Raw genomic sequence first — 21762 nt, 5'->3', positions numbered from 1 at the left:
CCCTTTGTTTTTGTGGCAAGATCAGCAATCCTGCGCGAGGATGGCGAAATTGGTAGACGCACCAGGTTTAGGTCCTGACGCCAGCAATGGTGTAGGGGTTCGAGTCCCCTTCCTCGCACCACGAACAATTATTTTTTTGGACGATTTTTACAATGGCAACTGCAGTCGAAAACCTGGGTAAACTCGAGCGTCGCTTGACTCTCTCTTTTCCGCTGAGCGACGTACGTACGGAAGTTGAAAAGCGCCTCAAGAAGCAGGCCAAGACCGCACGTGCGCCGGGCTTCCGTCCGGGCAAGGTGCCACTGAAGATGGTCGCCGCACAATACGGCTACCAGATCGAATCCGACGTGCTGAACGACAAGGTCGGCCAGGCCTTTGGCGCCGCCGCCGACGAAGCCCAGCTGCGCGTTGCCGGCATGCCGAAAATCGAGCCGAAGCAGGATGCACCGGAAGGCATGCTGGCCTTCGACGCGACCTTCGAAGTCTACCCGGAAGTCACGCTGCCGGCGCTGGCCGACATCGAGATCGAAACGGTCAAGACCGACGTCACCGATGCCGAGATCGACAAGACCATCGATATCCTGCGCAAGCAGCGCGTGCACTACCACACCAAGGGCGAAGCCGGTGAGCACGGCGACGGCGGCGAGCCGGTCGCAGCGAACGGCGACCGCGTGACGGTCGACTTCGTCGGCGTCATCGACGGCGTCGAATTCCCGGGCGGTAAAGCCGAAGACTACGCGTTCGTGCTGGGCGAAGGCCGCATGCTGCCGGAATTCGAAGCCGCGACCGTCGGCCTGAAAGTGGGCGAGTCGAAGACCTTCCCGCTGGCGTTCCCGGAAGACTACCATGGCAAGGACGTGGCCGGTAAAACCGCCGAGTTCACCATCACGCTGAAGAAGCTGGAATGGGCGCACCTGCCGGAAGTCGACGGCGAGTTCGCCAAGTCGCTGGGCATCGAAGACGGCAGCATCGAAAAGATGCGCGAAGACATCAAGGTCAACCTGGAGCGTGAAGTCAACGCCCGCATCAAGGCCCGCAACAAGGAAGCCGTGATGGATGCGCTGGTCAAGCACACCGAGATGGACGTGCCGAAGGTCATGATCGAGCAGGATTCGCAGCGCCTGGCCGAGCAGACCCGCCAGGACATGGCCCAGCGCGGCATGGACGTGCAAAGCCTGCCGTTCCCGGCCGACCTGTTCGCCACCAAGGCCGAGCGCCGCGTGCGCCTGGGTCTGATCCTGTCGCAACTGGTCCAGGAAAACAACCTGCAGGCAACCCAAGAGCAGGTGAAAGCCCAGATCGAAGACTTCTCGCAGAGCTACGAAGACCCGAAGGAAGTCCTGAAGTACTACTACAGCGACCGTCGCCGCCTGGGCGAAGTGGAAGCTCTTGTATTGGAAGAAAACGTCGTTAACTATGTGCTCGGCAAGGCAAAGGTGACGACCAAGGACATCGCCTTTGACGAGCTGATGGGAAGCGCTGCTCAGGCTTAACTTCCTTGAGGAAGCCGTACGACGTTCCCGAGAGAAATCTGAGATAGTGCGGCTTCGTAACTTTTACAAAGGAATTGACAGGTATGAATCGTAATCCGGCATTGGATACCCAAGCCCTCGGCCTCGTGCCGATGGTGATCGAGCAGAGCGGCCGCGGCGAGCGCGCCTACGACATCTACTCGCGCCTGCTGAAGGAGCGCGTGATTTTCCTGGTCGGTCCTGTCAACGACCAGATGGCCAACCTCATCGTGGCCCAGCTGCTGTTCCTGGAGAGCGAGAATCCGGACAAGGACATCTCGCTGTACATCAACTCGCCGGGTGGTTCCGTGTCGGCCGGCCTCGCCATCTTCGACACGATGAACTTCATCAAGCCCGACGTGTCGACCCTGTGCACCGGCCTGGCCGCCTCGATGGGCGCGTTCCTGCTGGCGGCCGGGGCCAAGGGCAAGCGCTTCTCGCTGCCGAACTCGCGTGTCATGATCCACCAGCCGTCCGGTGGCTCGCAGGGCATGGCGTCGGACATCGAGATCCAGGCCAAGGAAATCCTGTACCTGCGCGAACGCCTGGCCCGCATCATGGCGGACAACACCGGCCAGACGATCGAACAGATCCACAAGGATACCGATCGCGACCGTTTCATGTCGAGCGAAGAGGCCGTGGAATATGGCCTCATCGACAAGGTTCTGACGAACCGCGGCTGAGGCTAATCCGCGCGGTTTTCGAGATCGCGTGGAGTACTCGACAACTGTTGCTCAAATACGCCCGGACGCGACAGCGCTTCGGGCGTTTTGTTTTCAAATCGGGTAGCATGGTGTCGTGCGCACTTGTTGCGCCCTCGTATTAGCGTTATATTCATAGCAATTCAACTGAAACCTGCCCCATGTCAGACAAAAAATCCTCTAGCGGCGAAAAACTCCTGTACTGCTCGTTCTGCGGCAAGAGCCAGCACGAGGTCAAGAAGCTCATCGCAGGACCTTCGGTCTTCATCTGCGACGAGTGCATCGACCTGTGCAATGACATCATCCGCGACGAGACCTCGAACGTCGAATCGGTGGCGGGCGCCAAGTCCGACCTGCCGACTCCGCACGAGATCGCCGAACTGCTCGACCAGTACGTCATCGGCCAGCAGACGGCGAAGCGCATCCTGTCGGTGGCGGTCTACAACCATTACAAGCGCCTGAAGCACCTGGGCAAGAAGGACGACGTCGAGCTGGCCAAGAGCAACATCCTGCTCGTCGGCCCCACCGGTTCGGGTAAGACCCTGCTGGCCCAGACGCTCGCGCGCATGCTGAACGTCCCGTTCGTGATCGCCGACGCGACCACGCTGACGGAAGCCGGCTATGTCGGCGAGGACGTCGAGAACATCATCCAGAAGCTGCTGCAGAGCTGCAACTACGAAGTCGAAAAGGCCCAGCGCGGCATCGTCTACATCGACGAGATCGACAAGATTTCGCGCAAGTCCGACAACCCGTCCATCACCCGCGACGTGTCGGGCGAGGGTGTGCAGCAGGCGCTGCTGAAGCTGATCGAAGGCACGATGGCGTCCGTGCCGCCGCAGGGCGGCCGCAAGCATCCGAACCAGGATTTCGTGCAGATCGACACGACGAACATCATGTTCATCTGCGGCGGCGCATTCGACGGCCTGGACAAGATCATCCAGAACCGTTCGGAAAAGAGCGGCATCGGCTTCGGCGCCAGCGTCAAGAGCCAGTCCCAGCGTTCCGTCAGCGATATCCTGATGGAAGCGGAACCGGAAGACCTGATCAAGTTCGGCCTGATTCCCGAACTGGTCGGCCGTCTGCCGGTCGTAGCTACCCTGAGCGAGCTCACGGAAGAGGCTTTGATCCAGATCCTGGTCGAGCCGAAAAACGCCCTTATCAAGCAGTATTCGAAACTGCTGGATATGGAAGGCGCCGAACTGGAAATCCGCCCGGCGGCCCTGCACGCGATTGCCAAGAAGGCATTGGCGCGCAAGACCGGTGCGCGTGGTCTCCGTTCGATCCTGGAACACGCTCTGCTCGACGTGATGTATGAATTGCCGAGCCAGCAAAATGTCGTGAAAGTCGTTATCGATGAAAATACGATCACGAATGGCGCGAAACCTTTGCTGATTTACAGCGAATCGCCAAAGGCAGCAGGCGAAAACTGAAAAATTTCCGGGCGCAAACACAACAAAGGTATTGAATCGCTGAGTTGAGACGGTACAATTAATCTCAACAAAAGACGGCTTCAATCGAAAAGCCACTCGCGGCCGATGCTGTGAAGTGGCTTTTTTATTTGAATTCGAGACTTTTGTAGAAACGGCTATTATTCGTATCAAGTTAAAGTTTTTTTACTTGTAGAAAATATTTCCCAGCCGGTCTTGTGTTTCGAAGGTGTGCTCCCACATCGTCTACACGCTTTCTATAAGGTATGCCATGACAACTTCCAAATTGACCGAGCAAATGACGCTGCCCCTGTTGCCCTTGCGCGACGTGGTGGTGTTCCCGCATATGGTGATACCGCTGTTCGTTGGCCGCCCGAAATCCATCAAGGCGCTCGAGGCCGCCATGGAACAGGGTAAGAGCATCATGCTCGCAGCCCAAAAGGCCGCCGCCAAGGACGAACCCTCGGCCGCAGACATCTACGAGATCGGCTGCGTGGCCAATATTCTGCAAATGCTGAAGCTGCCCGACGGCACCGTGAAGGTGCTGGTCGAAGGCGCACAGCGTGCCCGTATCGATCACATCAACGACGGGCCCAGCCATTTCATCGCTGACCTGACCCCGATCAATTCCGAAATCGGCGACGATTCCGAAGTCGAGGCAATGCGCCGCGCGATCGTCCAGCAGTTCGACCAGTACGTCAAACTGAACAAGAAGATTCCGCCCGAGATCCTGGCTTCGCTGGCCGGTATCGACGACGCCGGCCGCCTGGCCGATACCGTCGCCGCCCACCTGCCGCTGAAACTCGAGCAGAAACAGGTCATCCTGGAGATCTTCAACGTCGCCAAGCGCCTGGAGCACCTGCTCGGCCAGCTGGAAGGCGAGCTCGACATCCTGCAGGTCGAAAAGCGCATCCGCGGCCGCGTCAAGCGCCAGATGGAGAAATCGCAGCGCGAGTACTACCTGAACGAACAGGTCAAGGCCATCCAGAAGGAACTGGGCGAAGGCGAAGAGGGCGCCGACATCGAGGAGCTCGAGAAGAAGGTCATCGCCGCCAAGATGCCGAAGGAAGCGATGGAAAAGGCCCAGGCCGAGATCAAGAAGCTGAAGCTGATGTCGCCGATGTCGGCCGAAGCCACCGTCGTGCGCAACTACATCGACACGCTCGTGTCGCTGCCGTGGAAAAAGAAATCCAAGGTCACGATCGACTTGGAGAAGGCCCAGGAAGTGCTGGAAGCCGACCACTACGGCCTCGACAAGATCAAGGAACGCATCCTGGAATACCTCGCGGTGCAGCAGCGCGTCGACAAGCTGAAGGCCCCGATCCTGTGCTTCGTCGGTCCTCCGGGCGTCGGCAAGACGTCGCTGGGCGAATCGATCGCCCGCGCGACGAACCGCAAGTACGTCCGCATGGCACTGGGCGGCGTGCGCGACGAAGCCGAGATCCGCGGTCACCGCCGTACCTACATCGGCTCGATGCCGGGCAAGGTGCTGCAATCGCTGGCGAAAGTCGGCGTGCGCAACCCGCTGTTCCTGCTGGACGAGATCGACAAGATGGGCGCGGACTTCCGCGGCGACCCGTCGTCGGCCCTGCTTGAAGTGCTGGATCCGGCGCAGAACCACACGTTCTCGGACCACTACGTCGAGGTGGACTTCGACCTGTCGGACGTGATGTTCGTGGCGACGTCGAACTCGTTCAACATCCCGCCGGCCCTGCTGGACCGTATGGAAGTGATCCGCCTGTCGGGTTACACCGAGGATGAAAAGACGAGCATCGCGCAGCGCTACCTGCTGCCGAAGCAGATCAAGGCGAACGGCCTGAAGGACGAAGAGATCAAGGTCGACGAAGCCGCGATCCGCGACATCATCCGCTACTACACCCGCGAAGCCGGTGTGCGTTCGGTCGAGCGCGAAATCTCGAAGATCTGCCGCAAGGTCGTCAAGATGCTGCTGCTCAAGAAAGACAACAAGCGTGTGATCGTGTCGTCGAAGAACCTGGACAAGTTCCTGGGCGTCCGCCGCTACGACTTCGGCGTGGCGGAAAAGGAAAACCAGATCGGCCAGGTGTCGGGCCTCGCCTGGACGGAAGTCGGCGGCGACCTGCTGACGATCGAAGCCGTGCAGGTGCCGGGCAAGGGTGCCGTGATCCGCACCGGTACGCTGGGCGACGTGATGAAGGAATCGATCGAAGCCGCGCGTACCGTCGTGCGCAGCCGTGCGGCGCGCCTGGGTATCAAGAACGAGGTGTTCGAGAAGACCGACATCCACGTCCACCTGCCGGAAGGCGCGACGCCGAAGGACGGTCCGTCCGCCGGTATCGGCCTGACGACGGCGCTGGTCTCGGTATTCACGGGCATCCCGGTGCGAGCCGACGTGGCGATGACGGGCGAGATCACGTTGCGCGGCGAAGTCCTGCCGATCGGCGGCCTGAAGGAAAAACTGCTGGCGGCCCAGCGCGGCGGCATCAAGACCGTGCTGATCCCCGAGCAGAACGTGAAGGACCTGGCCGACATTCCTGACAACGTCAAGAACAAGCTCGAGATCGTGCCGGTGCGCTGGATCGAGAAGGTGCTGGAAGTGGCACTGGAACGTCAGCCTGAACCGATCGTCGACGTGCCGGCAGTGGCGTCGTCGTCGGTGGCCGCCGCCACGACCGACGGCCAGGGCGGCGTCGTCAAGCACTAAGCCTGCTGAGCACCGTTAAAAGCGGCACCTTCGGGTGCCGTTTTTTTATGTCGCGCCGTTGCTCGTGCGTTACTTGACACAACGCATTGTCGGCTTGTTTAATACGCCCTTGCGGTTTTTGCCGACGGTCAATCCGGCCCGGTCGCGCATGCCGTGTCCAGAACGTACAACGAGGGAAGAAAGTGAACAAAACTGAACTGATCGAAGAAATCGCGAAGTCCGCGGACCTGACCAAAGCTTCTGCGGCGCGCGCCCTCGATGCCATGATCGACGCTGTGACCAACACGCTGAAGAACAATGACAGCGTGACGCTGGTCGGGTTCGGCACGTTCACCGTCGGCGAGCGCGCCGCGCGCACCGGCCGCGATCCGCGCACGAAGGAAGCCATCAAGATCAAGGCGGCCAAGGTCCCGAAATTTAAGGCTGGTAAAGCACTGAAAGATGCAGTAAACTAATGCCTCCGCTGCGCTGACACGCAGCAGGACGCTGCTGGATTCCAGTCAGTCGAGCAGTACCCAGTATTTCGTGGAGCGGTAGTTCAGTTGGTTAGAATACCGGCCTGTCACGCCGGGGGTCGCGGGTTCGAGCCCCGTCCGCTCCGCCACCGAAATGCAAAGAATCTGGAGCGGTAGTTCAGTTGGTTAGAATACCGGCCTGTCACGCCGGGGGTCGCGGGTTCGAGCCCCGTCCGCTCCGCCAGATACTGAAAAAGAGGCGAACCTAGGTTCGCCTTTTTTTTTAAGTTTTTCGATAACGCATTTTCAACCTTGAATGGCTGACCATGTTTGAATTTATCCGTACTCACCAGCGCCTGATGCAGTTCCTGCTGTTGCTGCTGATCCTGCCGTCGTTCGTACTGGTGGGTGTCAGCAGCTACAACGAACGCGGCAGCAACGATGGTGTGGCCACCGTGGACGGGAAAAAGATCACCCAGCAGGAGTGGGAATCCGCCCAGCGCCGCCAGCTGGACCAGGCCCGCCAGATGATGGGTGAGCAGTTCGACCAGAAACTGTTCGAAACGCCGGAAGCGAAGCAGGCCGTGCTCGACCAGCTCGTCGCCGAACGCGCCATCAACGCCGAGATCATCCGCAACCACCTGACGGTGAGCGATGCCGCGCTGCAGAAGGCCATCCTCGACATCCAGGCATTCCGCAAGGAAGACGGCACGTTCGACATGGACCGCTACAAGGCCGCGCTGGCCGCGCAGGGCATGACCCCGGAGATGTTCGACCAGCGCATGCGCCACGACCTGGCCGTGCAGCAGCTCGTCGGCTCCGTCCAGCGGACCGCGTTCGCGCCGCGCACGGTCGCCAACCGCCTGTCGGACATCAACGACGAAGAGCGCGAAGTGCAGGAGCAACTGTTCCCGGCCGCGAACTACGTCGCGCAGGTCAAGGTCACGGACGACATGATCAAGGCTTATTACGACAAGAACGCGACCCTGTTCCAGGTGCCGGAATCGGTCAAAGCCGAATACGTCGTGTTCGACGCATCCGCTGTCGAGAAGCAGGTCAACGTGTCCGACGCCGAAGTCGCCGATGCGTACAACAAGAACAAGGCACGCTTCACCACGCCGGAAAAGCGTACCGCCAGCCATATCCTGATCAACGCGAAGAAGGATGCCTCGGCCGCCGAGGACGCGGCCGCGAAGGCCAAGGCACAGGCGATCCTGGATGAAGTGCGCAAGAGCCCGAACGATTTCGCGAAGATCGCCAAGGCGCAATCGCAGGATCCGGGCTCGGCCGAATTGGGCGGCGACCTGGGCGTCGTGCAGAAGGGCGTGTTCGTCAAGCCTGTCGAAGACGCGATCTACGGCCTGAAGGAAGGCGAAGTCAGCGGCCTCGTGCGTTCGGAATTCGGCTACCACATCATCAAGATCACGAAGATCGTGCCGGAAAGCCAGAAGTCGCTGGAAGACGCGAAGCCGGAAATCGTCGCCGAGCTCAAGAAGGCGAAGATGTCGGCGAAGTACACCGAACTGGCCGAGACCTTTCGCAACACCGTGTACGAGCAGGCGGACAGCCTGAAGCCGGTCGCCGACAAGCTGGGCCTGGCCATCCAGACCGCCGAAGGCCTGACCCGTACGCCGAACCCGGCCCTGGGCCCATCGCCGGCCAATAGCCCGAAATTCCTGGAAGCGATCTTCTCGAACGACGCCATCAAGAACAAGCGCAACACCGACGCCGTCGAAGTGGCGCCGGGTACGCTGGTCGCGGGCCACGTCGTGGAATTCAAGCCGGCGACCAAGCGTCCGCTGGCCGATGTGGAAGCGGCGATCCGCCAGCGCGTCACGCAGGAAGAAGCAGCCAAGCTGGCACGCCAGGCCGGCGAAGCGAAACTGGCCGCCGCCAAGGCATCGGGCGACACCGCCGGCTTCGGCGAGGCGAAGATCGTGGCGCGCACGAAGCAGCCGACGATCAACGAGACGGCCGCGATCGCCGTGCTGAAGGCGGACGCGAGCAAGCTCCCGGCCTATGTCGGCGTCGACATCCCCGGCATGGGGTATGGCGTCTACCGCATCGGCAAGGTGAGCCAGCCGGCGCAGCCGGACGTGGCGCGCCGCAAGCAGGAAGCGGAACAGATCGGCCGCGCGGTCGGCAATGCCGAGACCTATGGCTTCGTCGAAGCGCTGAAGCACAAGGCGAAGGCGAAGATCAACGTCAAGCCTGCCGATCTCGGCACCAGGTCCGAATAAATCCGGACGCATCACATCGAAGCCCGGCCGCGTGAGCGGACCGGGCTTTTTTCATGGCTGGAGCCGAGGTGCACCGGGGTTCGCTTCCCCCGCTAGAATGATGGTCTCGATAACGACCGGAAGGAATGCGCATGACCGTGACCTGGACCGATACTCTCGACAACGTGGACTGGAGCGAACTTTCCGAGCTGTACCGCAAGGCGCCGCTGGGCGACAAGTCGCCCGAGCGCCTGAAAACGGTGTTCACGAACAGCATGTTCCGCCGGTTCGGCTACGAGGACGGCGTGCTCGTCGCGGCCGGGCGGGCCCTGGCGGACGGTATGGATTGCTCCTACATCTGCGACGTGGCGATCCTGCCCAGCCACCAGGGACGCGGGCTGGGAGATGCGTTGATCTCCCACCTGGTCGAGCGGTCGCGCGGGCACGCGAAGATCATCCTGTATTCGGTGCCGGGCAAGGAGGCGTTCTATGCGCGCTACGGCTTCCGGCGCATGACGACGGCGATGGCCGTGTTCCAGGATCAGGACAAGGCCGCCGCCCAGGGCTATCTGGCGCAGGACTGATTCAGTACTGCTTGTATGGCAGGAACTTGCCCGACAGTACCACGTTGACCCGGTCGCCTTTCGGATCGGGCTGCCGGACGATATCCATGCTGAAGTCGATGGCGCTCATGATGCCGTCGCCGAACTCTTCGTGGATCAGTTCCTTGATCGTCGTGCCATAGACGTTGACGATCTCGTACCAGCGGTAGATCAGCGGATCGGTCGGGACGGCCGTCGGCAGCGAGCCCTTGTAGGGGACGACCTGCAGCCACTTGCACTCTTCGTCGGTGAGGCCGAAGATGTCGCCGAGGATGGCGGCCTGTTCGACCGAGGCGGTCATCTGTCCCAGGCACAGCGCGGTCGTCCATTCCTTGGATTGGCCGACCTTGCCGGCCACGTCTTCCCACCTGATGCCTTTCGCTACCTTGGCGCCGATGATTTTTTCGGTGACGTCCATGCGGTTCATCGTGGTCCTTTCGTCTACGGGTTGAGGAAAGGACGACGATGCAAAAGGCGTGCCTGTCCTACCCGTGGAGATGCCGCGCGGCCGCGACGAAGTCGTCCTTCGAGATGCCCGGCAAGGCCAGCGTCTCCGCCTTCGGGTACTGCACGAAATTCCGGTCGATCGAGCGCAGGTACGCGGGATCGTAGTGCTCCACGAGCAGCTGGTCCACGAGCTCCGGCATACGCCCCGTATTGGCCATCTCCTGCCACGTTTCGATGCGCGCGCGACCATGCAATTGCACCAGATGGTCCAGCTGCGCATTCAGCGCGGAAGGGTCGGCGCAGAAGTGGTGATAGTCTTCCATCAGCAGCTGCACGCGCAGCGGACGGCCCAGCTGCAGCGCGATGCAGGGCGAGGCGCGCATGCGCTCCATGACCGCTTCCGGCACGCGCAGGTTGCCCACCTTCTTGCTCTCCGATTCCACGAACACGGGTTTCGACGGATCGAAGCGGCGCAGCTTGTCCCAGATGCGCGTCTCGAACATCTTCTGGCTCGGCTGCGGTTCGCCCGGCAGGTGGCCGAGGACGGAGCCGCGATGCGCGGCGAGGCGTTCCAGGTCGAGCACCTGTGCGCCGATGGATTCGAGGGTCTCGAGCAGCCGGCTCTTGCCGCTGCCCGTCGTGCCGCAGATCACGCGGAAATCCAGCAGGGGCGGGTTTTCCAGCGCGGCCGCGACATAGGCGCGATACGCTTTATAGCCGCCGTCGAGCTGCACGACGGGCCAGCCGATCTTGGCGAAGATGAGCGCCATCGAGCCGCTGCGGTTGCCGCCGCGCCAGCAGTACACGAGCGGCTTCCAGTCCTTCGGTTTGTCGGCGAACAGCGTTTCGATGTAGCGCGCGATGTTCTGCGCGACGAGCGGGGCGCCGATCTTCTTCGCTTCGAACGCGCCGACCTGCTTGTACGTGGTGCCGACGAGGACGCGCTGCGCGTCGTCCAGGGTCGGGCAGTTGATGGCGCCCGGGATGCGGTCGAGCGCGAACTCGGACTCGCTGCGCGCGTCGATGATGGTGTCGAACTGGTCGAGCATGGGCAGGACGTCGTCGACGCCGAGGACAGCGGGGTATTTCATTATCGTTTGACGAGAGGCGCGAATTGCGGCCAGATATTGTTGAGGATGGTCGGATGGGCCGTCGCGAGCGGATGCAGGCGGTCGGCCTGGAAGTTTGTCGTCTCCTGGGCGACGCCGTCCAGCATGAACGGCACCAGCGGGACTTTATAGGCGGCCGCCAGATCCTTGTACATGCCGGCGAAGCGTTCCGTGTACGCGCGGCCGTAGTTGGGCGGCATGCGCATGCCGACGAGCAGGACCTTCGCCTTGTTCTGCTGCGACAACTGGATCATCGTGCGCAAATTGTCCGCGGCGGCCGTCACGGGCAGGCCGCGCAGGCCGTCGTTCGCGCCCAGTTCCAGCACGACGACGTCCGGTTTGTGCTGTTGCAGCAGCGCGGGCAGGCGCGTGCGGCCGCCGCTCGTCGTCTCGCCGCTGATGCTGGCGTTGACGATGCGGGCGTCGACCTGTTCACGCTTGAGGCGCTGCTCCAGCAGGGCGACCCAGCCGGTGCCGCGCGCGAGGCCGTATTCGGCCGACAGGCTGTCGCCCACCACGAGCACGGTTTTTGGGGCAGAATAGGCGCTCCCCGCCGCGGTCATTCCAAGAACCGCGACGGCAGCTATCGTCCATTTCCTGAGTAAAGCAAGCATGCGTGATATTCCCGAGACGTCAAAAGGCAGTGCAGGTGTGAACGGAACGGCCAGGCCGGCGATCGAGGTTCGCGGCCTGTCGAAGCGCGTGGCGGATGCCAGCGGCGAGCTCACCATCCTGCACGAGGTGGATTTTACCGTGCAACCGGCCGAGACGCTCGCCCTCGTCGGCGCCTCCGGCTCCGGCAAGTCCACATTGCTCGGCCTGCTGGCCGGTCTCGACACGCCATCGTCGGGCCAGGTCCTGCTCGACGGTACGGACATCTTCGCCCTCGACGAGGACGGACGCGCCGCGTTTCGCAAGGCAAAGCTGGGCTTCGTGTTCCAGTCGTTCCAGCTGCTCGCGCACCTGAATGCCGTGGAAAACGTGATGCTGCCGCTGGAACTGCGGGGCGATGCCGATGCGCGCGCGAAAGCCGAGGCGATGCTGGGCCGCGTGGGCCTGTCCAGCCGCCTGCGCCATTATCCGAAGTACCTGTCGGGCGGCGAGCAGCAGCGTGTCGCGCTGGCCCGCGCCTTCGTCACCGAACCGCCGCTGCTGTTCGCCGACGAGCCCACGGGCAGCCTCGATGCCGCCACCGGCGAAGCCGTCATCCAGCTGATGTTCGAGCTGAATCGCGAGCGCGGATCGACCCTGGTCCTCGTCACCCACGACCCCGCCATGGCCGCGCGCTGCGGCCGCACGCTCACGATCGCCGCGGGCCGCCTGGCCGTCTGAGCGGAGTTTTCAAGCGCCTACGCCAACGCGGCGTCGGCGACGAGCGCATTCAGTTCGGCGCGGATCGCCTTCGGCAGCTCGCCCGCCGTGAGCCCGATCGGGCCGACGCCGCCCGCCACCAGCCGGTCGGCCGCCGCGCCGTGCAGCCACGTCGCGGCCAGCGCCGCTTCCCACGCGGGCCAGCCCTGGCCCAGCAGGGTGCCCACGAGGCCCGCCAGTACGTCGCCCGTGCCGCCCGTGGCGAGGCCCGGATTGCCCGTCGCATTCAGCGCCACATAGCCGTCCGGCCGCGCGATGACGCTGCCGGCACCCTTCAGCACGACGACGGCGTCCAGCCGCTGCGCCAGTTCGCGCGCATTCTCCAGCCGGTCGGCCTGCACGATCGCGGCCGTGACGCCCAGCAGCCGCGCGGCTTCGAGCGGATGCGGCGTGACGACGACGCCGCCGTCGTGCGCGGCCAGGCGTGCCGCCAGGTCGGGGCTGGCCGCGCACAGGTTCAGCGCGTCCGCATCGACCACGAGGGGCCCCGTCCCGTCGATCACCCTGGACAGCAGGTGCGTGGCGCCGGCGGAATCGCCCATGCCGGGGCCGGCGACGACAGTGCGGCCGTCGAACGCGAAGCCGGCCGCGTCGCGGAACATGATCTCCGGCTGCGCCGCATCGAGCGCCGGTCCCGGATCGACGGCCGCCACGAACACCCGGCCCGCGCCCGCATACAACGCGGCGCGGGCCGCCAGGATGCCGGCGCCGGCCATGCCGCGCGCGCCGCCCAGTACGGCGACATCGCCATACGTGCCCTTGTGCGAATTGTTGCGGCGCGGCTTCAGGAAGCCTGCGAACAGGGCGGGCGTGTTCAGGCGCGCGTGCGCGACTTCGGCGTGCAGCCCGTCCGCGCCGAGCCGGTTGACGTGCACCCGGCCCGCGTGGTCGCAGCCGTCGCCTGTGTGCAGGCCCGGCTTGTTCCCGAGAAAGGTGATGGTGTGCGTGGCGCGCACGGCTACGCCGTCCGGACCGATGACGCTGCCCGTGTCCGCATCGAGGCCGCTCGGCACGTCCAGTGCGAGCACGGGGCACGTCATGCCGTGCGTACGCTCCACGAGCGCGCGCGCCTGGCCCGCGAGTGGCCGCGCGAGGCCGATGCCGAACAGGCCGTCCACGACGAGACAGCAGCCGTGGCAGTCCGCGAGGTCGGACACGAAGCGCGCCCGGCTGGCCTGGGCCCGCGCGAGGGCATGCTGGGTCTCGGGCGACGGCGCCGCGCCGGCGAGGTGGACCACGTCCACGTTGGCGCCGAAGTTGGCCAGGTTCGCGGCCACTTCCAGCGCGTCGCCGCCGTTGTTGCCGGGGCCGGCCAGCACGAGGATGCGGCCCGTCGGCAGGCCGCCCAGCACTTCCAGGGCATAGGTGGATGCCGCTTCGCCGGCGCGCCGCATGAGGCTGCCCGGCGGGAGCTGCGACTGCGCGGCCTGTTCGATGGCGCGGATCTGGGCGACGCTGTAGAGCGGATTGTCCATGGTGGTTCCAGGCATTGCGAAAACCGGGTTGCGAAAACTGCATTGTCGCCAAAATCGGCGCCGCGCGCGACTACAATAGCGGCTCGATGACTTTGGGAGGTATCACGATGGATTGGCAGTTCTGGATCGACCGCGGCGGCACCTTCACGGACATCGTGGCGCGCCGGCCCGACGGCAGCCTCGTCACGCACAAGCTGCTGTCGGAAAATCCGGAACAGTACCGGGATGCGGCCGTGGCAGGCATCCGCCACCTGCTTGGCCTGGCGCCCGGCGCGCCCATCCCGGCGGGACAGGTGGACGCCGTCAAGATGGGCACGACGGTCGCGACCAATGCGCTGCTGGAACGCAAGGGCGAACCGACCGCGCTTGCGATCACGCGGGGTTTTCGTGACGCGTTACGCATCGCCTACCAGAACCGTCCGCGGCTGTTCGACCGCCACATCGTGCTGCCCGAGCTGCTGTACGGGCACGTCGTCGAGATCGACGAACGCATCGGCGCCCACGGCGACGTGATCAATCCGCTGGACGAGGCGGCCGCGCGGCGCGGCCTGCAAGCGGCCTACGACGCCGGCATCCGCGCGCTGGCGATCGTGCTCATGCACGGCTATCGCTATCACCAGCACGAAGACGCCGTCGCGCGCATCGCCCGCGACATCGGTTTTACGCAGGTGTCCGTGTCGCACACGACGAGCCCCCTGATGAAGCTCGTCGCGCGCGGCGACACGACGGTCGTCGACGCCTACCTGTCGCCGATCCTCCGCCGCTACGTGGACCAGGTGGCATCCGAACTGCCCGGCGTGAACCTGCAGTTCATGCAGTCCAGCGGCGGCCTGACGGATGCGCGCGCGTTCCAGGGCAAGGACAGCATCCTGTCCGGCCCCGCCGGCGGCATCGTCGGCATGGTGCGCGCGAGCCGCCTGGCCGGCTTCGAGCGCATCATCGGCTTCGACATGGGCGGCACGTCGACCGACGTGTCGCACTATGCGGGCGAATTCGAGCGCGTGTTCGAGACGCAGGTGGCCGGCGTGCGCATGCGCGCACCCATGATGAGCATCCATACCGTCGCCGCGGGCGGCGGCTCGATCCTGCACTTCGACGGCAGCCGCTACCGCGTGGGGCCGGACAGCGCCGGCGCGAATCCGGGCCCGGCAAGCTACCGGCGCGGCGGGCCGCTGGCGGTCACGGACTGCAACGTCATGCTGGGCAAGATCCAGCCCCGGCATTTCCCGCATCTGTTCGGGCCGAACGCGGACCAGCCGCTCGATGCAGATGCCGTGCGCGCCGGCTTCGAAGCGATGGCGGACCACGTCGAACGCGCGACCGGCACGCGGCCGCTGCCCGAGGCCGTCGCGGAAGGCTTCATCCGCATCGCCGTGGGCAATATGGCGAACGCGATCAAGCAGATCTCCGTGCAGCGCGGGCACGACGTCACGGACTACGCGCTCACGAGCTTCGGCGGCGCGGGCGGGCAGCACGCCTGCCTCGTGGCGGATGCGCTGGGCATGAAGACGGTGTTCATCCACTCGCTGGCGGGCGTGCTGTCCGCGTACGGCATGGGTCTCGCGGACCAGGGCGCGATGCGCGAGCGGGCCGTCGAGCGCCGCCTCGACGAGATCGGCCCCGACGTCCTGGCCGCGGAGCTGGATGCGCTGGCCGATGCTGCGCGGGCCGACCTGGCGGCGCAGGGCGTGGCGGCCGAGCGCATGGGCGTGTTGCGGCGCGTGCACCTGCGCTACGAGGGCACGGATTCCGCCATCGTCGTGATGGATGGCGACCGCGCGGCGCTGCAGGCCCAGTTCGAACAGGCGTACCGCCGGCGCTTTTCCTTCCTCATGCCGGGCAAGGCGCTCGTCGTGGAAGCCGTGTCGGTGGAAGCGCTGGGGCGCTCCGACGCCCCGCCCGAACAGCAGATGGATGCCGTCCAGCGCGACGGTGCCGTCCCCGTGTTCGAGACCGTGCGCATGTACGCGGATGGCGCCTGGCGCGACACGGGCGTGTACCGCCGCCAGGACATCGCGCCGGGCGACGTCATCGACGGCCCGGCCATCATCGCGGAAGCGAATGCGACGACGGTCGTGGAGGCGGGCTGGCAAGCCGGGGTCACGGCGTACAACCACCTCGTGCTGCGCCGCGTGCAGGCGCTGCCGCGGCGGCACGCGATCGGCACGACGGTCGACCCGGTGATGCTGGAGATCTTCAACAACCTGTTCATGTCGATCGCCGAGCAGATGGGCCTGCGCCTGCAGAACACGGCGTACTCCGTCAACATCAAGGAGCGCCTCGACTTCAGCTGCGCCATCTTCGACGCGGACGGCAACCTCGTCGCGAATGCGCCGCACATGCCCGTGCACCTCGGCTCGATGGGCGAGAGCATCAAGGCCGTCATGCGCAGGAACGCCGGCGCGATGAAGGCAGGCGACGTCTACGTGCTGAACGACCCGTACAACGGCGGCACGCACCTGCCCGACGTGACGGTGATCTCGCCCGTGTTCAACGAGACGGGCCGGGACATCCTGTTCTATGTCGGCTCGCGCGGCCACCATGCGGACATCGGCGGCACGACGCCGGGCTCGATGCCGCCGGATTCCGCGCACATCGAGGAAGAGGGCGTCCTCATCGACAATTTCAAGCTGGTGGACGGCGCCGACGGCGTGCTGCGCGAGGCCGAGACACGCGCCTTGCTGGGCGGCGCGCGCTGGCCCGCGCGCAATCCGGACCAGAACCTGGCGGACCTGCGGGCCCAGGTTGCCGCGAACCAGAAGGGCGTCGAAGAACTCCGCAAGATGGTGGCCTTCTACGGACTGGACGTCGTGCGTGCGTACATGGGCCACGTGCAGGACAATGCCGAGGAAGCCGTGCGGCGCGTGATCGGGGCGCTGGCGGACGGGCACTTCGTCAACGAGCTCGATAACGGCGCGCGCATCGAAGTCGCGATCCGCGTGGACCGCGCGGCGCGCAGCGCGGAGATCGATTTTACGGGGACGTCCGGCCAGCTGCCGAACAATTTCAATGCGCCGTCCGCCGTGTGCATGGCGGCCGTGCTGTACGTGTTCCGCACGCTCGTCGACGACGAGATCCCGCTGAACGCCGGCTGCCTGAAGCCGCTGAAGGTGATCATTCCGCCGGGCTCCATGCTGAATCCGCACTATCCGGCGTCCGTCGTGTCCGGCAACGTGGAGACGTCGACGTGCATCACGAACGCGCTGTATGGCGCGCTCGGCGCGATGGCGGCCGCGCAGGGCACGATGAACAACTTCACGTTCGGGAATGCGCGCTACCAGTACTACGAGACCATCTCCGGCGGCTCCGGCGCCGGCCCGGGCTTCGACGGCACGGACGTCGTGCAGACGAACATGACGAACTCGCGGCTGACCGATCCGGAGATCCTGGAATTCCGCTTCCCCGTGCGGCTGGAAAGCTATGCGATCCGCGCCGGCTCCGGCGGCGCGGGGCGCTGGCACGGCGGGAACGGCGGCGTGCGGCGCATCCGCTTCCTCGAGCCGATGACGGCGGCGATCCTGTCCAACAACCGCGTCTACGCGCCGTTCGGCATGGCGGGCGGCGCGCCGGGCGCGCGCGGGCGCAATCTCGTCGAGCGGGCCGATGGGCGTGTCGAGGAGCTGGGGCACATCGGCAAGGCGGAGATGGGCGCCGGGGACGTGTTCGTCATCGAGACACCCGGTGGCGGCGGGTATGGCGAAGCCGCAGGTATGCCGATTTCGAAAACGCCTATATGAAATCGGAATTGTTCTTTGCGTAAGCCGCGGCCCATACTGCGGCCATGACCAGACAACGAACCCTCCTCCTTTCCCTGGCGCTGAATGTGACGCTGACGGCAGCGCTCCCTGCACATGCCGACGTCCAGACCATCACGCTGGACGGCCGCGCACCCGGCACGCGCTTTGACGGCATCGGCGTGGTGGACGGCGGCGGCGCGACGTCGGTGCTGCTGAAGGATTATCCGGAACCGCAGCGCAGCCAGATCCTCGACCTGATGTATAAGCCGAAGTTCGGCGCATCGGTCAGCGCGCTCATCGTCGAGATCCCGGGCGACGGCAATTCCACGCAGGGCTCCATGCCCAGCCATCGCCACACCCGCACGGACGTCGACTACGGCCGCGGCTATACCTGGTGGGTGCTGCGCGAGGCGAAGCGGCGCAATCCCGCGCTGACGCTGGACGCCGCCGCCTGGAGCGCGCCCGGCTGGATCGACGACGGCGGCAAGCACGACTTCTTTTCGCCCGACGGCGCCGATTACTACGTCAGCTGGCTGAAGGGCCTGCGCGACGTGTACGGGCTGGAGCTCGATGCGATCGGCAGCCGCAACGAACGGGGCGTCAGATACGACTTCGCGAAGACGCTGCGCGCACGCCTCGACGCCGGCGGTTTCAAGAAGGTGAAGCTGCACAGCTTCGACAACTGGCCCGACGACAAATTCGATTTTGTGAAGGACATGCCGAAGGATGCGGGCCTGCGCGACGCGATCGACATCCTCGGCGCCCACATCAACGCGCCCGAATACATCGTGCCCGCCTGGGTGCGCGAGGCGGCGGCCGGCATGGGCAAGCCGATCTGGAATACCGAGCAGCACGTCTACGTGGCCGGATTCGACGGAGCGCTGGGGATCGTCCAGGCGTTCAACCGGAACTGGATCGACAGCGGCGTGACGAAGATCGTCAACTGGTACGGCATCGCGGGCCTGTACACGCTCGAGCCGTATTCGGGCGTGAAGGAGGCGGCGGTCCGGGCCAACTGGCCGTGGAGCGGCCATTACGAGATCAATCCGCAGCTGTGGGCCTATGCGCACTACGGTCAGTTCACGGCGGCCGGGTGGACGTATCTGGCACAGGGCAGCGGTCGCCTTGCCGACGGCGGCAGCTACGTGACGCTGAAGGCGCCCGGCCCGGACTACAGCGTGATCATCGAGACCCGCCATGCAAAAGCGCCGCAAACGGTGCGCGTGGCGGTCGGCGCGGGCCTGTCGACGGACGACGTGGCCGTGTGGCGTAGCGATGCGAAGGCGCAGTTCGTGCACGTCGCGGACCTGCATCCGGAGGGCGGCGCGGTGGCGCTCACGGTCGATCCGGACGCCATCTATTCGCTGACGACGACGCGCGGCCAGCAAAAAGGCGGGTTCGACGCCGTGCCCGTGCAACAGGCCTTCCCGTTCCCGTACCGCGAGACGTTCGAGCGTTACCGCGATGCGCGCGCATGGGGGTACCTGCCGCGCTACTTCGCCGACATCGAAGGCGCGTTCGAACTGGCGCCGTGCCCCGGCGATCGCCGCACGTGCCTGCGCCAAAGCGTGCCGGTCAGGCCGCATTCGTGGGCGCCGGACTGGAAGCCGTACACGATCCTGGGCGACGACGGCTGGACCGATTACGAGGTGAGCGCGGAAGTACGGGTGGGTCGTGGCGAATCGGCGGCCGTGATGGGCCGGATCAACGACGTCGGCAGCGGCTATGGCGCGCTCCCGAAAGGCTATTACCTGGAACTGGACGGTGCGGGCGAGGCGCGCCTCGTCGTCGTGCGCGGCAAGGTGGACAAGAAGGCGCTCGTCGGCGACGCCGAACAGCAGGCGCTGATCAAGGCGGCGAACGATGCGGCGGAGGGCGGCGAGAAGGTGCTGGCACGGGCGCCGCTCGGCAAACCGGCCGCCGACCGCTGGCATACGCTGAAGCTGCAGTTCAGCGGGGCGCGCATTCGCGGCTTTGTGGACGGCAAGCCCGTCGTGGAAGCGGACGACGCCCTGTACGGCAAAGGCATGGCCGGCCTGCTGGCGGGACCCGCGCAGACAGGCCTGAGCATGCCATACTATCGGGACGTCGTGGTCAACCGCGTGGGCGGCGCGCTGCCGACGCCGACGAAGCCGTTGCCAGGACAGGCGCCGATGTACGTCCGCAAGCGCTGAGCACCGGTCAGGCCGCGTTCAGTTCGCGATGCCGTACTTCCGCTTCGCCGCTTCCATCTCCGCATCCAGGGCGGCCAGCCTCGGATGCGCGGGATCGAGCGCGCGGATATGCTCCAGCTGTTCTTCCGACAGCGCGGCGAGCGGGTGGTCCCAGCCCATCTCCATGATCTGGCGGAGGACGCCGCCAACGACGGCGATCATCACCTGCAGGTTGTTCGGCGCCATGTGCAGCGCTTCCAGCAGGGTCTGGACGGCGCCGCGCACGTCGCCCATGTTGCGCTTCTCGTCCGCCACGCCAAGCAGGATCTGGGCCTGGGCGCGCAACTGCTTGCCCATGCCGTCCGCCAGGTCCGGACGGCCCGCGCGGACGAACACGTTCAGCGCCTGCTGCGCGGACAGCGCCTCGTCGCCGCCGTTCAGCGCGCCGAGCATCACTTCCGACGCCTCGTCGTCCATGCGGTGCGCGAGGCAGGTTTGCGCGAGGCCCACGCGCATGTTGGGCGACAGCGTGCCGCCCGCGCGCACGGCATCGACCGCAAGCTTGAGCTCCTTGACGGCGGCCGCGCCATTGCCGGCCGCATCGTGCAGCAACGCCACCGAGATCGCCTTGCACGCGTCGGCCGCCGGGGTGCCGCGCAGCGAGCGTTCGAGGTCGCGGATCACGGTCGACGCGCCGGCCGGATCGCCCTTGCCGACGAGCGCCCGGACGAGGTTCACGTGGTCTTCGGGGTTGCGGAATTCGGAATAACGGGAACGCGTCACGACTTGCCGGAACGACTTCTCGGCGCCGTCCGTGTCGCCCGCTTCGAGCGCCACCTCGCCCAGCCGGCGCAGGCGCCGCACGACGTACGGCGAGATGGCGACGGCATCTTCGAGGGTCTTCTTGGCGAGGGCCGCGTCGCCGCGTTCCTGCTGGCAGCGCGCGAGCAGGTCGTAGGCGGCCATCAGGCGCGGATTCTCGGCCACGATATGTTCCAGCAGCGGGATGGCCTCATCGGTGCGGCCCTGGGCGGCGACGGCGCGCGCGAGCCCCAGCCGCGCCCAGCCCACGGGTTTTGTCGCCAGCACGTCGCGGTACACGGTTTCGGCCAGTTCGTGCTCCTTCAGCGACACGTGCAGTTCCGCGCGCAGCCGCGCGAAGTCGAGGGCGTAGTGCGGGCGCGTGCGGGCCGATTCGATGGCAGCGTCGATCGCTTCGCGCGGCCGGGCCTGCGCGATGAGCTGGTACACGGGGAGGAGGGCGGCGCGCCGTGCCACGGCCTTCTGGATGCGCTCGTGCAGCACCTGCACCGTGAACGGCTTCAGGATGTAGTCGGTGGGCGTGAGCTCGGCCGCGCTGACCACCTTGCCGTACGCGCCTTCCGCCGTGAGCATGATGAAGATGGACCAGGGCGGGATGAGGCGGTGGTGGCGCAGGTCTTCCAGCAGTTGCTGGCCGTCCTGGCCCTCGCCGCTCGTGGTCCCGCTTCCGAGGTCGTACTCGCACAGGATGATGTCGAAGGACTTGCGGCCGAGCGCCTTGATCGCGGTGCTGGCGTTCACCGCGGACTCGATGCGCGTCACGCCCGACTGGTTGAGCATGTTCTGCAGGTTCGCACGCAACGCCGGATTCGGGTCGACAATCAGCACGCTCAGCTGGCTGCTGAGCTGCACGTTCTGCGGATTGCCGGCTGGGCTGGATGAGCTGTTTTCTGGCATGCGTGTCAAGGATCGTCGTGATGCGCGTCGCGCCGTTTTCGACACTACGATACCGGTAAGCTGCAAGGTCGGCAACTTTTTGCCTCCCGTGCGGGCCTCATGCCAGACGGGAAAGGGGGCAACGCTGTATAATACCGGGCTTCTTTCACCCGC

Annotated in this window: 15 protein-coding genes and 3 tRNA genes; 13 read left to right on the top strand and 5 right to left on the bottom strand. The window is 65.2% G+C overall.

The annotated features are described in order from the left end of the window. Positions 1-34: 34 nt before the first annotated feature. From P0M04_RS27020 to P0M04_RS26975, 10 genes are all read left to right on the top strand, one after another. Positions 35-121: transfer RNA gene (locus tag P0M04_RS27020), tRNA-Leu, on the top strand. Between the two features lie 31 nt (positions 122-152). Next, positions 153-1493 carry a trigger factor gene (gene tig / locus P0M04_RS27015; RefSeq protein WP_259452701.1) on the top strand — a complete coding sequence of 447 codons (1341 nt, stop codon included), beginning with the start codon at positions 153-155 and terminating at the stop codon, positions 1491-1493. Between the two features lie 83 nt (positions 1494-1576). Beyond that, positions 1577-2194, top strand: a complete 618-nt coding sequence (gene clpP, locus P0M04_RS27010; protein WP_166861694.1) for an ATP-dependent Clp endopeptidase proteolytic subunit ClpP — start codon at positions 1577-1579, stop codon at positions 2192-2194. Positions 2195-2373: 179 nt separating this feature from the next. Then, positions 2374-3642 (top strand): ATP-dependent Clp protease ATP-binding subunit ClpX, encoded by a 1269-nt coding sequence (gene clpX, locus P0M04_RS27005; protein ID WP_036239689.1) that lies wholly within the window; start codon positions 2374-2376, stop codon positions 3640-3642. A gap of 268 nt (positions 3643-3910) precedes the next feature. Beyond that, entirely contained in the window at positions 3911-6322 is a 2412-nt protein-coding gene (lon, locus tag P0M04_RS27000) for an endopeptidase La (protein WP_259452702.1), read from the top strand. Positions 6323-6504: 182 nt separating this feature from the next. After that, positions 6505-6777 carry an HU family DNA-binding protein gene (locus P0M04_RS26995; protein WP_025511959.1) on the top strand — a complete coding sequence of 91 codons (273 nt, stop codon included), beginning with the start codon at positions 6505-6507 and terminating at the stop codon, positions 6775-6777. A 72-nt stretch (positions 6778-6849) separates the two neighbouring features. Continuing rightward, positions 6850-6926: transfer RNA gene (locus P0M04_RS26990), tRNA-Asp, on the top strand. An 18-nt stretch (positions 6927-6944) separates the two neighbouring features. Further along, positions 6945-7021 (top strand) — tRNA-Asp (locus tag P0M04_RS26985). Positions 7022-7103: 82 nt separating this feature from the next. After that, positions 7104-9017 carry a SurA N-terminal domain-containing protein gene (locus P0M04_RS26980; RefSeq protein ID WP_259452703.1) on the top strand — a complete coding sequence of 638 codons (1914 nt, stop codon included), beginning with the start codon at positions 7104-7106 and terminating at the stop codon, positions 9015-9017. 131 nt (positions 9018-9148) lie between these two features. Continuing rightward, positions 9149-9580 (top strand): GNAT family N-acetyltransferase, encoded by a 432-nt coding sequence (locus tag P0M04_RS26975; protein ID WP_259452704.1) that lies wholly within the window; start codon positions 9149-9151, stop codon positions 9578-9580. A gap of 1 nt (position 9581) precedes the next feature. Here P0M04_RS26975 and cynS read toward each other — a convergent pair whose 3' ends face one another. Genes cynS through P0M04_RS26960 form a run of 3 tightly spaced genes read right to left on the bottom strand, consistent with a single transcriptional unit; the run spans position 9582 to position 11768 of the window. Beyond that, entirely contained in the window at positions 9582-10025 is a 444-nt protein-coding gene (cynS, locus tag P0M04_RS26970) for a cyanase (protein WP_259452705.1), read from the bottom strand. 58 nt (positions 10026-10083) lie between these two features. Further along, complete coding sequence (mnmH, locus tag P0M04_RS26965; RefSeq protein WP_259452706.1) at positions 10084-11136, bottom strand: tRNA 2-selenouridine(34) synthase MnmH; 1053 nt, start codon at positions 11134-11136, stop codon at positions 10084-10086. Then, complete coding sequence (locus P0M04_RS26960; RefSeq protein ID WP_371877396.1) at positions 11136-11768, bottom strand: arylesterase; 633 nt, start codon at positions 11766-11768, stop codon at positions 11136-11138. The genes mnmH and P0M04_RS26960 overlap by 1 nt, the downstream gene beginning before the upstream one ends. Between P0M04_RS26960 and P0M04_RS26955 the strand changes: the two genes are divergently transcribed. Further along, positions 11767-12486 carry an ABC transporter ATP-binding protein gene (locus P0M04_RS26955; protein WP_259452708.1) on the top strand — a complete coding sequence of 240 codons (720 nt, stop codon included), beginning with the start codon at positions 11767-11769 and terminating at the stop codon, positions 12484-12486. The two genes, P0M04_RS26960 and P0M04_RS26955, sit on opposite strands and share 2 nt — an antisense overlap. Positions 12487-12503: 17 nt before the next feature. Here the strand turns inward: P0M04_RS26955 and P0M04_RS26950 are convergent, their stop codons facing one another. Continuing rightward, the gene (locus P0M04_RS26950) at positions 12504-14000 is read right to left on the bottom strand and encodes an NAD(P)H-hydrate dehydratase (protein WP_259452709.1); all 1497 of its coding nucleotides are present in this window, start codon (positions 13998-14000) and stop codon (positions 12504-12506) included. A 107-nt stretch (positions 14001-14107) separates the two neighbouring features. On the opposite strand from P0M04_RS26950, the gene P0M04_RS26945 reads away from it, so the two are divergent. Both P0M04_RS26945 and P0M04_RS26940 read left to right on the top strand, forming a co-directional pair. Continuing rightward, positions 14108-17737, top strand: a complete 3630-nt coding sequence (locus P0M04_RS26945; RefSeq protein WP_259452710.1) for a hydantoinase B/oxoprolinase family protein — start codon at positions 14108-14110, stop codon at positions 17735-17737. A 44-nt stretch (positions 17738-17781) separates the two neighbouring features. Continuing rightward, complete coding sequence (locus P0M04_RS26940) at positions 17782-19911, top strand: galactocerebrosidase (RefSeq protein WP_259452711.1); 2130 nt, start codon at positions 17782-17784, stop codon at positions 19909-19911. Between the two features lie 18 nt (positions 19912-19929). Here the strand turns inward: P0M04_RS26940 and P0M04_RS26935 are convergent, their stop codons facing one another. Continuing rightward, positions 19930-21609 carry a tetratricopeptide repeat-containing response regulator gene (locus tag P0M04_RS26935; protein ID WP_259452712.1) on the bottom strand — a complete coding sequence of 560 codons (1680 nt, stop codon included), beginning with the start codon at positions 21607-21609 and terminating at the stop codon, positions 19930-19932. Between the last annotated feature and the right edge of the window lie 153 nt (positions 21610-21762).

The organism is Telluria mixta, from assembly GCF_029223865.1.
Classification (GTDB): domain Bacteria; phylum Pseudomonadota; class Gammaproteobacteria; order Burkholderiales; family Burkholderiaceae_D; genus Telluria; species Telluria mixta.
This window is presented reverse-complemented; position numbering and strand designations above follow the sequence as displayed.

Excerpts from the sequence above, each read along its gene's own strand:
- P0M04_RS26980 (WP_259452703.1), top strand. The coding sequence starts at position 7,104 with ATGTTTGAATTTATCCGTACTCACCAGCGCCTGATGCAGTTCCTGCTG.
- P0M04_RS26955 (WP_259452708.1), top strand. The coding sequence starts at position 11,767 with ATGCGTGATATTCCCGAGACGTCAAAAGGCAGTGCAGGTGTGAACGGA.
- clpP (WP_166861694.1), top strand. The coding sequence starts at position 1,577 with ATGAATCGTAATCCGGCATTGGATACCCAAGCCCTCGGCCTCGTGCCG.
- P0M04_RS26935 (WP_259452712.1), bottom strand. The coding sequence starts at position 21,609 with ATGCCAGAAAACAGCTCATCCAGCCCAGCCGGCAATCCGCAGAACGTG.
- P0M04_RS26940 (WP_259452711.1), top strand. The coding sequence starts at position 17,782 with ATGACCAGACAACGAACCCTCCTCCTTTCCCTGGCGCTGAATGTGACG.
- P0M04_RS26960 (WP_371877396.1), bottom strand. The coding sequence starts at position 11,768 with ATGCTTGCTTTACTCAGGAAATGGACGATAGCTGCCGTCGCGGTTCTT.
- tig (WP_259452701.1), top strand. The coding sequence starts at position 153 with ATGGCAACTGCAGTCGAAAACCTGGGTAAACTCGAGCGTCGCTTGACT.
- mnmH (WP_259452706.1), bottom strand. The coding sequence starts at position 11,136 with ATGAAATACCCCGCTGTCCTCGGCGTCGACGACGTCCTGCCCATGCTC.
- lon (WP_259452702.1), top strand. The coding sequence starts at position 3,911 with ATGACAACTTCCAAATTGACCGAGCAAATGACGCTGCCCCTGTTGCCC.
- P0M04_RS26945 (WP_259452710.1), top strand. The coding sequence starts at position 14,108 with ATGGATTGGCAGTTCTGGATCGACCGCGGCGGCACCTTCACGGACATC.
- P0M04_RS26950 (WP_259452709.1), bottom strand. The coding sequence starts at position 14,000 with ATGGACAATCCGCTCTACAGCGTCGCCCAGATCCGCGCCATCGAACAG.
- clpX (WP_036239689.1), top strand. The coding sequence starts at position 2,374 with ATGTCAGACAAAAAATCCTCTAGCGGCGAAAAACTCCTGTACTGCTCG.
- P0M04_RS26975 (WP_259452704.1), top strand. The coding sequence starts at position 9,149 with ATGACCGTGACCTGGACCGATACTCTCGACAACGTGGACTGGAGCGAA.
- cynS (WP_259452705.1), bottom strand. The coding sequence starts at position 10,025 with ATGAACCGCATGGACGTCACCGAAAAAATCATCGGCGCCAAGGTAGCG.